We start from the raw sequence: 11,514 nt of genomic DNA on the forward strand, positions 1-11,514 counted from the left end.
TCCAGGGCATCGCGACTGCGCAGGTAGATGTCGTGGCCGGCCGGGTTGGTGTGCTCGAAGGCGTTCATGCCTTCGTGGTACCAACGGAACAGCACTTCCTGGGCGTGGGCCTCGAAGTAGGGCACATGGATCTGGATGTCTTCGGTCTGGCCGATACGGTCCAGGCGGCCGATGCGCTGCTCCAGCAGGTCCGGGTTCAGCGGCAGATCCAGCAGCACCAAATGGTGGGCAAACTGGAAGTTACGGCCTTCGGAGCCGATCTCGGAACAGATCAGCGCCTGGGCACCATCCACATCATCGGCGAAGAAGGCGGCAGCCCGGTCCCGCTCGATCAGGTCCATGTCCTCATGGAACATGGCCACGTTCATGCCCAGCTTGTAGTTGCAGTGGGCATGCAGATCGGTGGCGGTATGGCGGTTGGCACAGATCACCAGCACCTTGTCTTTACGGTGTTCCTTGAAGAACTTTTCCAGCCAACTGACCCGAGGGTCCAGGGTGCACCAGCGGTCGTCGTGGAACAGGGTTTCCGGGTGCAGATGGCCTTCCCGTTCCTCGTCGCTGTCGTACTGGTATTCCTCCGGCAGCGGTAACGGAATGCCGTGCACGTGGCGGCTCGGGAAGCCGGCAATGTTATGACGGGTGTTGCGGAACATCACCCGGCCGGGGCCGGAGCGGTCCAGCAACTCGGCCAGGATCGCCTCACGCTGGTCTTCACTGATGGTCATGTCCGGCAGCAGGCGGGCCGCCTCGGATTTCAGGTCCGCAGACCAGCTGTCCTCGTCATGGAGCTTGCCGGCCAGGCTGGCGATTTCCTGGTAGTGGGACTGTTCTTCGCGGAAGGCATCCAGGCTCGGGTAGCGATCCGGGTCCAGCAGGCGCAGGCGCGCGTAGTGGCTTTCCAGGCCAAGCTGTTCCGGGGTGGCGGTGAGCAGCAGCAGGCCACGGGCCTGGCGGGCAATGGTCTCTACTCGCTGGTAATCGTCGCTGGGGGCGTCTGGCGCCCATTCCAGATGGTGGGCTTCGTCCACCACCAGCAGATCCCAGTCCGCTGCCGCGAGCTGATCAATATCGCACTCGGCAAGAAAATCGGTGCTGCACAGGATCAGCTGTTCACTGAGGAAGGGGTTGTCCCAGGTTTCCTGCGCATCCTCTGCGTTATCCTCGTTCTCGCTTTCCGCTGCCGCTTTTTCCTCTTCGATAATCTGCGCCAGCATATCCTTGATACTGGTTTGCGGCTGCAGAGCATTGAGCCGTTCTGCATCGAAAATGGAAAAGTGCAGATTGAAACGACGCACCATTTCCACAAACCACTGGTGCACGAGCGGTGAGGGCACCACCACCAGCACCCGCTTGGCGCGGCCGCTGAGCAATTGCTGGTGGAGAATCAGGCCGGCCTCAATGGTCTTGCCCAGGCCCACTTCGTCGGCGAGCAGTACCCGGGGAGCAAAGCGATTGGCCACCTGGTCGGCGATGTAGAGCTGGTGGCCGATCAGGTCGATGCGCGGGCCACGCAGTCCCTTGATGGTGGACTGCTGTTGCTGGCAGTGAGCGTTCAGCGCATCCACACGCAGTTCGAACCAGCGGTTGGAGGACAGCTGGTTGGAGAGCAGCCGATCCAGCGCCGTGGTCAGGCGCAGTTTGTGGCCCAGATGGGTTTCCGGCACCGGCTGTATATCTTCCGGCTGGCTCAGAGGGTGAGCCATGTAGACCTTGAGGCCGTTGAGCTCGTTGACCTCGGTCACCACCAGCTCCAGTTCGTCGGCGGTGCGGATGGTATCGCCGATGCTGAAGATGACCCGCGACAGGGGCGCATTGTTGATGGCGTAGGTGCGCTCCTCTTCTACCGCCGGGTAGCCCACGGTGACCAGACGGTAATCCAATTCCTTGATGATGCCGAGGCCCAGTTCGGTTTCGGATTCGCTTAGCCAGCGCTGGCCGGGGGTAAAATCAGTCATTATCACTGCCGGTTGATTCTCGGGGGGCGAATTATACGGGTTTGCGCCTGCCCCTTCGATGGGCTTATTGAATCTGCTTGCGAAACCAGCGGCGGGTGGCGTCATCGGCGGGGAAAAAGTGCTCGATACACAGCTCTTCCATCACCACATCCAGAGCGGTGCCGAAACTGGCCAGGGTAGAGAAACTGCGCAGGCGTTGCCCGGCCAGGTGGATATCCAGAGCCAGCATGGGCTCGTTGCGGTCGCTCGGCGGGTCCCGGTGGAGCAGGGGCTCCACATCCGCCAGTGCTCCGAGGCGTTCCAGCAGGCGGGTCAGCGCCGGGGTCGGACGGGCTTGCTGGTCCCGATGCAGGCGCCGTAACAGAAAGCTTGCCACTTCTTCCCAGTTGGCCAGGAAAGGCCGGTAACCCCGGGGGTGAAACACCAGCTCCACCACATTGGTGGTCTGCGGGAAGGGGCCACGCTCCTGCATCATCATGGCCATCAGCTGTTGCTGTGCCTGATTGGCCATCAACACATTCCACTGGGCATCCAGCACCACGGCAGGGAAAGGATTGTGATTGACCAGCATGACCTCCAGCGCCTGGCGCACCGGTGCCATGGACTCGCTGTCCAGATCGGTTTCACTGAAGGCTGGGGCATAACCGGCGGACAGCAGCAGCCGATTGGTGTCCCGGCAGCTCAACTCCAGCTCCATGGCCAGACGTTTGAGCATCTGCGAGCTGGCCTGGCTACGGCCGGTCTCGATAAAACTCAGATGTCGACTGGAAACGTCCGCACGCAGAGCCAGATCCAGCTGGCTCAGGCGCCGTGTCTTGCGAAGTTCGGCGAGTATCTGTCCGGTCTGCATGGAGGGCTCCTTGAGAGGCGGTTAACAGCGGTTAAGCATGGAGGGGCGCTGCCGGCTTCACCATTACCTCTGAGGTAATTGTTCCTCTTCCCTGATCAGGGGAATCTGAATGTACCACTTAATCAAATCGGAGGTGCATCATGCCTTGGACGTCTCTTAAATCTGCTCTGCTGTTCAATGCCCTGTGTTCTACCATTTTGGGAGTGATTCTGCTGTTTTCCCCCAGTGCCGTGGCGGCGCTGATGGGTGAGTTCAATCCGCTGATCCTGATGGTGCTTGGCGCCGGGTTGCTGCTGTTTGCCGCGGATGTGGCATGGGTGGCTACCCGCAAGCCGATCTCCCCGCTGCTGGCGAAAATGATCACTACAGCGGATGCTGCCTGGGTGGTGGCTACCCCGGTGGTCATGATTTTGGCCGCTCCCTGGCTGTCTTTCTGGGGGCAGATCCTGCTGCTGGATGTGGCGTTACTGGTGGCGTTCTGTGCGCTATGCCAGTGGCGGGGCCTGCAACGTCAGCAACTTGCCTGAGCCCCTGCCGGGGCCTGGCAAGGGCCCCGGCTTGTTGGGCAGGGAAGAGATTTCTCTCGCCATGGGCTGTTGACGCGTGGAACGAAAAATTACGCTATCCTCGGTGGATCATTGCGACAATGTACTGTGGTCATGGCCGATATTCTGCCGTTCAAAAAACCGGAAAAGAAAACCCCGCGCAAAGGCATGTGCCAGCATGGCTTTCATAAATGGGTGGTGTGCAAGGACAAGCAGTTCGATGTGAAGCAGGGAAAGCTGGTGACGGTGTACCGCTGCGAACGCTGCGGCAAACAGAAAGTGAAGGCTCACTAGGATGCTTCCATGCTGAAAATGAAAACACAGTGCGAGACCTGCCAGCGCCCCTTGCCGGCCCGCGCAGAAGCCTACATCTGTTCCTACGAATGCACTTACTGCGTGGATTGTTGCACCGTTCATGGCAGCCGTTGTCCCAATTGCCAGGGGGAACTGGTGCGCCGCCCCCGTCGCCAGGAGGCCAGCAATGAAGGCGGCTGAATCCGTCTCTCTTCCCGCTGGTGCCGGTTATTCACTTCCTCTGCAATGGTTTGCCGCCGAGTCCGCCACCGCTACGGTAGTTATGATGGCCGCGCTGGGTATGGGCGCACGGTTCTATCAGCCGCTGGCCTCGGCACTACAGGAGAAGGGGATCAATGTGGCCCTGCTGGAACAGCGTGGCCACGGGGATAGTGCCTGGCAGGCATCACGCCGCTGTGACTGGGGTTTCCGCGAGCCGTTGGTGGACGAAATCCCCGCCGCGCTGGAATGGCTGAAGACAACCGCACCGGATCAGCCGGTCTACCTGATGGGGCATTCCCTGGGCGGGCATTACGCCGCCATGGTGGCGGGGTTGTATCCGACGCAGGTAGACGGGGTGATTCTGGCGGCCTGCGGCAGCCCCTGGGTGGGCGGCTTCAGCGGCAAAACCGCCCGCCAGTTAAAAATCCTCTGCAAACTGATTCCTCCCGCCTGTGCGTTGCTGGGTTATTACCCCGGTAAACAACTGGGCTTTGGTGGTCGGGAAGCCCGTACTCTGATGACAGACTGGCTGGCCGTGGCGAACACCAATCGCTATCAGGCCAGTGGTTTGAGTGAGGATCTGGATAGTGGCATCGCCGCCTATACCGGTCCGGTGCTGTGTCTGCGCATGCAGGATGATGCGTTTGCGCCTAGGGAATCGGTTCATGCGGTCAGCGACAAATTCATTCAGGCCGAGGTGGAACATCGGGTCCTCAATACCCAGGTGCTGGGTGATCAGGCGGACCACTTCCGCTGGGCGCGCAAACCTGAAGCGGTCACGCAGACCATAGCGACCTGGTTGGATAACCTCTGAAAAAGCCCAAAGGCCTGGCTGGAAGCTCCCCTCTCCCTTGAGGGGAGAGGGTGAGAGGCACCACGGCTGGCCCCCAGCCTTGTTCCTGTCGGTTCAGTCCAGCACCATGATCGCCTGGCCGGCATTGATCTGCTGACCTTCCTGGCGGGTGATGGCAACCACCTTGCCGCTTTGCGGGGCGCTGATTTCGATCTCCATTTTCATGGATTCCAGCACCGCCACCACATCGCCTTCCTTCACCGTATCGCCTTCGGCCACATGCAATTTCCAGATACTGCCAGCCACCGGCGATTCCACCGCGGTGCCTGCAACCGACTCGGCGCGGTTGTCCGCATCCAGATCCTGCTCGGACTGGAAGTTGATCTGGCCGCTGGCCACCCAGCGTTGCAGTTCTTCATCAAAGGCCTGGTTGCGGGCGTTGGTGAAGGTGGTGATGTCTTGCTGGTGGTCATCCAGAAACTGCTGATAATCCTTCTGGCTGAAGGTGGTCTCTTCGATACGGATCGGGTACTGGCCCTTGGGGAAATCCCGGCGAATCTGATTGAGCTCCTCGTGGCTCACTTCATAGAAACGAATCTGATCGAAGAAGCGCAGCAGCCAGGGCTGATCAAACGCCTCGGTCTGCCGGTAACGGTTCCACATCTGCAGGGTGCGGCCGACAAACTGGTAACCGCCAGGGCCTTCCATGCCATACACGCACAGGTAGGCGCCACCGATGCCCACGGAGTTTTCTGCGGTCCAGGTGCGGGCCGGGTTGTACTTGGTGGTCACCAGCCGGTGGCGAGGGTCGTAAGGGGTTGCCACCGGGGCACCCAGATACACATCACCCAGCCCCATCACCACGTAGCTGGCGCTAAAGAGAATCTCCTTGACGTCATCAATGCTGTCGAGGCCGTTGATGCGGCGAATAAATTCCAGATTGGACGGACACCAGGGCGCATCCTTGCGCACCGACTGCATGTATTTCTCGATGGCCTGATGGCAGGCCTCGTCATCCCAGCTTAACGGGATATGTACGATGCGCGAGGGTACTTCCAGATCGTCCTGCTGTTGCAGGGCATGTTCTGCCTGGGCCAGTGTTTCCAGCAGTTCTGTACGGGGCAGTTGCTGGGGATCGAAATGAATCTGCAGGGAGCGAATGCCCGGAGTCAGTTCGATGACGCCATCGAGCTGTTGTTCCTGCAGCCACAACATCAGTGCATGGGCACGGAAACGCAAGCGCAGGTCCAGCACCAGGGGGCCGTATTCCACCAGCAGGTAACGGTCGCCAGCGGCCCGGTAGACCACCTCTACACCGGCATCGCTTTCGCTCAGGCGGTTGAGAATCGGGGTGGTGATAGCGGTCGGGCTGACCTGTTGTTGCGGTGGGCTCAGGGCCGTCACACAGGCGTCCTGTTCTGCGGCCAGGGCATCCGCATCGGCCAGGCTGATAGCCTCAAAGCGCAAGGTGTCGCCGGCCTTTAGCTGACCCAGTTTCCAGCGGTCAGCAAGAACGACCGTGGCCGGGCAGACAAAGCCGCCCAGAGAGGGACCGTCCGGGCCCAGGATTACCGGCATGTCACCGGTGAAATCCACCGTGCCCACGGCGTAGGCGTTGTCATGGATGTTGGACGGGTGCATGCCGGCCTCACCGCCGTCGCTGCGCGCCCAACCGGGCTTTGGGCCCACCAGGCGCACACCGGTACGGCTGGAGTTGTAGTGCACCTGCCAGTCCGTGCTGAAGAACATGGTCATGTCGTCGTCGGTAAAGAAGTCCGGCGCACCGTGGGGGCCGTAGATCACCCGCAGGGTCCACTGTTTGCCCAATGAGGGTTTCAGGTTCTCCGGCACCACAAGATTGCTGACGGTGCCGTTGTCGGGGGAGAAATGCAGCACATCCCCGGTACGCAGGGCGCGGCCACCGTGGCCGCCGAACTGGCCCAGGGTGAAGGTGCTGCGCGATCCCAGATACGGCGTACACTGAATGCCGCCGGCAATGGCAAGGTAGGCACGGGCTCCTTCGCCGGCCACCTTGCCCAGCTTCAGGGTCTGGCCCGGCTGTATGGCAATGACGGTATAACCGGGAACCGGGTTGCCATCGAGCGTCGCCTGCATGTCTGCCCCGGTGAGGGCGATGCGGGTGGCCTGATTAAATTTCAGGGCAGGGCCGTTGAGCGTGAACTCCAGCCCCGCCGCCTTTTCCTCGTTGCCCAGCAGACGATTGCCCAGGCGAAAACTCAGGGCATCGAAAGGACCGGACGGCGGTACGCCCACCGGCCAGTAACCACTGCGCCCGGGGTAGTCCTGCACCGTGGTCAGGGTGCCGCCGGCCAGCACGTCCAGAGTGAACGGCTGGTAGCTGAAGTCGTTCAGGTAGCGGGTGGTCATCTGGCCGTCGGCAAACACCGGGTCGGCAAGAATGCTGCGCAGGTAATCACGATTGCTTTCGATGCCTTCGATACAGATTTCTTCCAGATTCTTGTCCAGTGCGGCCAGCGCTGCGTCGCGGCTGGCTTCATGAACAATCACCTTGGCCAGCATGGGGTCGAACAGGGGCGAAATGGTGAGCCCGGCTTCGATCCAGTGATCAATACGCAGGGCCTGGCCGTCGGCCTGGGGAAAGGTGACAGCGGTAAGCAGGCCGGCGCTGGGCTGGAAATCCTTGTTGGGATCTTCCGCATAAAGCCGCGCCTGGATGGCGTGACCACAGACGGTCAGGTTGGCGGCCAGGCTGTCCAGCGGGGGCAACTCACCGGCGGCCAGTTTCAGCATCCACTCCACCAGATCCACGCCATAAACCTGTTCGGTGACGCCGTGCTCTACCTGCAAGCGGGTATTCACTTCCAGAAAATAAAAGGCGTTGCTGTCCTGGTCGAGAATGAATTCCACGGTGCCGGCGTTACGGTAGCGGACTGCTTCCATCAGTGTTTTGGCGGTGGCCTGCAGTTCGCTGCGAACCGCGTCGGGCAAGTTGGGTGCGGGGGTTTCTTCCAGCACTTTCTGGTGGCGACGCTGGGCGGAACAGTCGCGCTCGCCGAGGGTGATCGCATGGCCCTGGCCATCACCGAAAACCTGCACTTCGATATGGCGGGCGCGGGCGATATATTTTTCGATAAATACGCCATCGTTGGAAAAGTTGTTGGCGCTCAATCGGCGCACGGTATCCCAGGCCTTGTCCAGGCTGGCGGCGCTTTCACAGATCTGCATGCCGATGCCGCCACCGCCGGCGGTACTTTTCAGCATCACCGGGTAGCCGACCTGGTCTGCCGCTGTCAGGGCCGCCTCCTTGTTGGTGAGAAGGTCGGTACCGGGGAGAAGGGGAACGCCGGTGTTTTCCGCCAGAGCACGAGCGGTATGTTTCAGGCCGAAGGTGTCCATCTGTTGCGGTGTCGGGCCGATGAAGGCTATGCCACGGGCTTCGCAGCCCTTCACAAAATCCGGGTTCTCACTGAGAAACCCATAGCCCGGGTGCACCGCCTCGATGCTGTGCTGTTCCATCAGGGCAAACAGGGCATCCTGATTCAGATAGGTGTCGCGGGCACTGCCTTCACCCAGACAGTAAGCCTCGTCGGCCTGTGTCACATGCAGGGAATCCCGGTCCGCTTCGGCATAGACGGCCACGGCGGTAACGCCGAGCTTTTTCAGGGTGGAAATCACACGGGTGGCAATGGCGCCGCGGTTGGCAATCAACACTTTGTTGAACATGACGGTGTCTCTTTGACGGCTGACGGGTCGTCCCGTCATGGCATTCTCTGGCCGCCGGGGTCGTCCCCGGGGAAGTGCGGATCAATCAGTGGTTCCAGATCAACACTTCAATGGGTGTGGGGTTGTAGCCGTTGCAGGGGTTGTTGAGCTGCGGGCAGTTGGATATCAGCATCACCACATCCATGCAGGCGGTCAGTTCTACATATTTTCCCGGGGCGGAAATACCATCCTCAAAGGTGAGGCCCCCGTCGGCGGTGACCGGCACATTCATGAAGAAGTTGATGTTATGGGTGATGTCCCGTTTGCCCAGCTGAAACTCCGGATGCTGGTTGACGGCCAGCATCCAGCTATCCCGGCAGGCGTGCATGCAGCGCTTTTCCAGGTCATAGCGCACCGTGTTGCTTTCCGTGGCGCAGGCGCCGCCGAGAGTGTCGTGACGACCACAGGTGTCGGCGACAATTTCCAGCAATGGGTTCATACGGTTGCTCATCAGCATCGTACCGGCCGTGAGGTACACATTGCCCTGCTCGCGGATGGTGTCCATAGCGCTGTAGCGCTCGGCGGAATCCTCGGCGCTGTAGAACAGGGTGTCGGCGGCCTGGTTGCCTTCCAGATCGAGCAGGCGAACGGTCTGGCCTTTTTTTACCGTATGAATGAAGTAATCCCCGGCGGCGACCACTTCGCGGAGGCTGGCCTGTTCCGGTTGTCGATGGCTTTCCTTGATCATGGTGGATCCTTTCTTGCCTTGGTTATCGCGCCTCGAGAGGCGCTCCTACAGGAGCGGGTTACAAGCCCAGGTGGTACAGACGATTGTTTTCGAAGGCGCGGGCGTTTTCCGGGCGGAAGTGTTTGCAGTAATCGTCGTCGCTCAGGGGGGCGGCTTTGAGCATCTCCACCTGTACCGGTTTCATCGGATAGTCTGCTGCCGGGTTCAGCGGGTGCGGACAGGTGTGCAGGATCACCAGGGTGTCCATCTCGAAGCGCAGGGTGACGCTGGCGCCGGCGCGGGCGGCGCTGGCATCGAAGATCAGCTTGCCGTCATCGTCAGTAATAACCCGGGAAAAAAGATTCAGGTTGGCGGCCAGATCCCGCTCGCCCAGGCCATACTTGGCCAGCTCTGTGAGGAAGCTGTGCTCGCCACTCAGGGTCCACTGGTTGTGACAGTCCTGGTAGGAGCGAACCTGATATTTTTTCTTCAGGCTTTGCTCGCTGAGCGTGCCACAGACGGTGTCGTGCCAGCCGAAATCATCGTCGACCATGGAGGCAAACACCCGTCCCATATCCGAGTACAGACAGTTGCCCCGGGTCAGCTTGAAGGTGTGCTGGCCCTTGAGCGTGTCCGGGGCGTTGTAGCGTTCCAGCAGGTCTTCCGGGTTGTACATCAGCAAGGACAGGTTGGCGCCACCTTCCAGGTCGGTAAATCGCAGTTGCATGCCACGGCGAACCCGCAACGACCAGTGGGCGCTGCCGGGCAGGGTGGTGGTGTAAAGACTGTCGCTCATCATGCGCTCCTTACAGGGTGTCATTGAGGGCGCGGCTGGTATTGCCCACGCTTCGATTAATACTTGTCAGGGTGCCGGTTTCGCAGTCGCCCACGGGCAGGTCGTAGGTCACCCGGGCGCCATAGGCACCGGGGGCCTGCGGGTCCAGGCGGGGCTTGTCGAATACCCATAGCCGGGTGCCCAGGTAAAAGCCCTCGTTGATGTCATGGGTGATCATGAACACGGTGAGTCGCTGTTCTTTCCATAGCGACAGCACCAGCTTGTGCATGTCGGCACGAATGCCCGGGTCCAGGGCGCCGAAGGGTTCATCCAGCAGCAGGATGCGGGGTTTCTTGATCAGCGCCTGGGCCAGGGCCAGCCGTTGTTGCATGCCGCCGGAGAGCTCATGGGGGTATTTGTCCACGGCGTGGCTGAGGCCCACGTTTTCCAGCATGGTCAGGGCCTCTTTCTGTAGTTGCTTGCGGCGTTTGCCGAAACTGAAGCCCAGCCATCGGTTGTGTTGCAGTTCGCCACCGAGCATCACGTTTTCCACCGCGGTGAGGTGGCTGAGTACCGAATAGCGTTGAAAGACGATGCCGCGGCTGTCGTCCGGTTCGCCGGGCAGGGGTTGGCCATCCAGCAGCAGCTCGCCACGGCTGGCCTGTTCGGTGCCCAGCAACAGTTTCAGGAAGGTGGTCTTGCCGCAACCGGAGGCGCCGACAACGGTGACGAATTCGCCTTCTTCCACGGTGGCGTTGAGCCGTTCCAGCACCACCTGGTCGCCGTATTCCTTCCACAGGTTTTTCATTTCGATGATAGCCATCGTTATCTCTCCCTCAATGAGCCTGTTGATGGAACCAGGGGTAGCGCCATTGCGAGTAGCGACGCAGAAGAAAGTCGATGGCAAAGGCCAACAGGGTGATCCACACCACGTAGGGCAGAATCACATCCATGGCCAGATAGCGCCGTACCAGGAAGATGCGATAACCCAGCCCTTCGGTGGCGGCGATGGCCTCGGCGGCGATCAGAAACAGCCAGGCCGGTCCCAATGACAACCGCACGGCACCGATCAATCGCGGCATCAGTTGCGGCCAGACCAGGCGGGTAATGATCTGCCAGGTATTGGCGCCCAGGGTCTGCAGTTTGATGATCTGCTCTTCCGGAATTTCCAGCGCCCGTTGCTGCAGGTCACGAATCAGAAAGGGGGTAATGCCGATGATGATCAGCATTACCTTGGCCAGTTCTCCCAGGCCGAAAATAATGAACAGCACCGGCAGGATCGCCATGGGCGGTACCAGTGACAGGCCGGTCACCAGCGGTGACAGGGTAGAGCGGATATAGGGAATGGTGCCGTTGCCGATCCCCACCACCAGGGCAACCAGCGCACTGATGGTCACGCCGATGCCAAGCCGTTGCAGGCTGGCCAGGGTGTCGTTCAGCAACAGATAGTCGCCGCTGCGCTTGCTGGGCTCGAATGCCATGCGCTGGATGGCATCCACAAAACTGCCCAGTGCCGGCAGCAATTTGTCGTTGGGGTTTTCCGTCAGGCGCGCATCGGAGGCGACCATGTAGACAATCAGCAGCAGCACGAAGGGCAGCAGGCCCAGTGCCCAGGCACCGACACGTCCCGGTTGACGGTTGATCAGTTTTTTCATGGCAATTCCCGGTG

11 protein-coding genes are annotated in these 11,514 nt (G+C 60.6%); 4 read left to right on the forward strand and 7 right to left on the reverse strand.

The features are described from left to right. Together rapA and HUJ17_RS06995 are read right to left on the reverse strand one after the other, a co-directional pair. Positions 1 to 1,955, reverse strand: a 1,955-nt coding sequence (rapA, locus tag HUJ17_RS06990) for an RNA polymerase-associated protein RapA (protein WP_290510019.1), incomplete at its 3' end; no start/stop codon positions are given. 64 nt (positions 1,956 to 2,019) lie between these two features. Continuing rightward, the gene (locus HUJ17_RS06995) at positions 2,020 to 2,805 is read right to left on the reverse strand and encodes a helix-turn-helix transcriptional regulator (protein ID WP_290510020.1); all 786 of its coding nucleotides are present in this window, start codon (positions 2,803 to 2,805) and stop codon (positions 2,020 to 2,022) included. 140 nt (positions 2,806 to 2,945) lie between these two features. Between HUJ17_RS06995 and HUJ17_RS07000 the strand changes: the two genes are divergently transcribed. The 4 genes from HUJ17_RS07000 to HUJ17_RS07015 all read left to right on the forward strand — a co-directional run bounded on the left by HUJ17_RS07000 (position 2,946) and on the right by HUJ17_RS07015 (position 4,680). Beyond that, positions 2,946 to 3,332: a hypothetical protein gene (locus HUJ17_RS07000; RefSeq protein WP_290510021.1), complete on the forward strand. Its 387-nt coding sequence runs from the start codon at positions 2,946 to 2,948 to the stop codon at positions 3,330 to 3,332. Between the two features lie 132 nt (positions 3,333 to 3,464). Beyond that, positions 3,465 to 3,644: a hypothetical protein gene (locus tag HUJ17_RS07005; protein ID WP_290510022.1), complete on the forward strand. Its 180-nt coding sequence runs from the start codon at positions 3,465 to 3,467 to the stop codon at positions 3,642 to 3,644. A gap of 9 nt (positions 3,645 to 3,653) precedes the next feature. Further along, complete coding sequence (locus HUJ17_RS07010; RefSeq protein WP_290510023.1) at positions 3,654 to 3,845, forward strand: DUF1272 domain-containing protein; 192 nt, start codon at positions 3,654 to 3,656, stop codon at positions 3,843 to 3,845. Further along, positions 3,832 to 4,680 (forward strand): alpha/beta fold hydrolase, encoded by an 849-nt coding sequence (locus HUJ17_RS07015; protein ID WP_290510024.1) that lies wholly within the window; start codon positions 3,832 to 3,834, stop codon positions 4,678 to 4,680. The genes HUJ17_RS07010 and HUJ17_RS07015 overlap by 14 nt, the downstream gene beginning before the upstream one ends. Before the next feature lie 93 nt (positions 4,681 to 4,773). On the opposite strand, the gene uca is transcribed toward HUJ17_RS07015, so the two are convergent. From uca to HUJ17_RS07040, 5 genes are all read right to left on the reverse strand, one after another. Further along, a complete protein-coding gene (gene uca / locus HUJ17_RS07020; protein ID WP_290510039.1) occupies positions 4,774 to 8,364 on the reverse strand; it encodes an urea carboxylase in 3,591 nt (1,196 codons plus the stop codon). Positions 8,365 to 8,449: 85 nt separating this feature from the next. Continuing rightward, positions 8,450 to 9,091: an urea amidolyase associated protein UAAP2 gene (locus tag HUJ17_RS07025; protein WP_290510025.1), complete on the reverse strand. Its 642-nt coding sequence runs from the start codon at positions 9,089 to 9,091 to the stop codon at positions 8,450 to 8,452. A 58-nt stretch (positions 9,092 to 9,149) separates the two neighbouring features. Further along, positions 9,150 to 9,866 (reverse strand): urea amidolyase associated protein UAAP1, encoded by a 717-nt coding sequence (locus HUJ17_RS07030; RefSeq protein WP_290510026.1) that lies wholly within the window; start codon positions 9,864 to 9,866, stop codon positions 9,150 to 9,152. Positions 9,867 to 9,876: 10 nt separating this feature from the next. After that, entirely contained in the window at positions 9,877 to 10,668 is a 792-nt protein-coding gene (locus tag HUJ17_RS07035) for an ABC transporter ATP-binding protein (protein WP_290510027.1), read from the reverse strand. A 13-nt stretch (positions 10,669 to 10,681) separates the two neighbouring features. Continuing rightward, positions 10,682 to 11,500, reverse strand: coding sequence for an ABC transporter permease subunit (locus HUJ17_RS07040; protein WP_290510040.1), 819 nt, complete (start codon positions 11,498 to 11,500; stop codon positions 10,682 to 10,684). Positions 11,501 to 11,514: the final 14 nt, after the last annotated feature.

The organism is Alcanivorax sp. (genome assembly GCF_014762765.1).
Taxonomy (GTDB): Bacteria; Pseudomonadota; Gammaproteobacteria; order Pseudomonadales; family Alcanivoracaceae; genus Alcanivorax.

Coding starts and splice junctions, on each gene's coding strand:
- HUJ17_RS06995 (WP_290510020.1), bottom strand. CDS start 2,805: ATGCAGACCGGACAGATACTCGCCGAACTTCGCAAGACACGGCGCCTG.
- HUJ17_RS07000 (WP_290510021.1), top strand. CDS start 2,946: ATGCCTTGGACGTCTCTTAAATCTGCTCTGCTGTTCAATGCCCTGTGT.
- HUJ17_RS07035 (WP_290510027.1), bottom strand. CDS start 10,668: ATGGCTATCATCGAAATGAAAAACCTGTGGAAGGAATACGGCGACCAG.
- HUJ17_RS07040 (WP_290510040.1), bottom strand. CDS start 11,500: ATGAAAAAACTGATCAACCGTCAACCGGGACGTGTCGGTGCCTGGGCA.
- HUJ17_RS07030 (WP_290510026.1), bottom strand. CDS start 9,866: ATGAGCGACAGTCTTTACACCACCACCCTGCCCGGCAGCGCCCACTGG.
- uca (WP_290510039.1), bottom strand. CDS start 8,364: ATGTTCAACAAAGTGTTGATTGCCAACCGCGGCGCCATTGCCACCCGT.
- HUJ17_RS07010 (WP_290510023.1), top strand. CDS start 3,654: ATGCTGAAAATGAAAACACAGTGCGAGACCTGCCAGCGCCCCTTGCCG.
- HUJ17_RS07015 (WP_290510024.1), top strand. CDS start 3,832: ATGAAGGCGGCTGAATCCGTCTCTCTTCCCGCTGGTGCCGGTTATTCA.
- HUJ17_RS07025 (WP_290510025.1), bottom strand. CDS start 9,091: ATGATCAAGGAAAGCCATCGACAACCGGAACAGGCCAGCCTCCGCGAA.
- HUJ17_RS07005 (WP_290510022.1), top strand. CDS start 3,465: ATGGCCGATATTCTGCCGTTCAAAAAACCGGAAAAGAAAACCCCGCGC.